This window comes from Paenibacillus sp. GbtcB18 (genome assembly GCF_019091125.1).
Taxonomy (GTDB): Bacteria; Bacillota; Bacilli; order Paenibacillales; family NBRC-103111; genus Paenibacillus_F; species Paenibacillus_F chitinolyticus.
On the sequence record NZ_JAGXJX010000896.1, the window covers coordinates 1 to 235 of the forward strand.

At 40.0% G+C, this 235-nt stretch carries 1 pseudogene; it reads left to right on the forward strand.

What is annotated here, in order from left to right:
* Nucleotides 1-235 (forward strand): annotated as a pseudogene (locus KVT34_RS32695) (phage minor capsid protein); the annotation flags it as partial.

Below are 235 nucleotides of genomic sequence, written 5' to 3' on the forward strand. Positions count from 1 at the left end.
AAATACTATTAACTGCAGAAGGTTTCACGGAATACCAACATTGGCGCATAGTTCAGTAAAATAAGATAGGTAGGTTGAATCAGCAACAAATGAATACTATTGCTAGTCGTAGTGGTAAAACAGCTGAAGAAGTACGAAAGATGCTAGAAGGGGCTGGATTCACAGCGGTAGAGCAACATGAACAGTTATATCAGGAAGCAGTACAAGCAGGTAGTTTAATAGCTGCTCCTGCAAT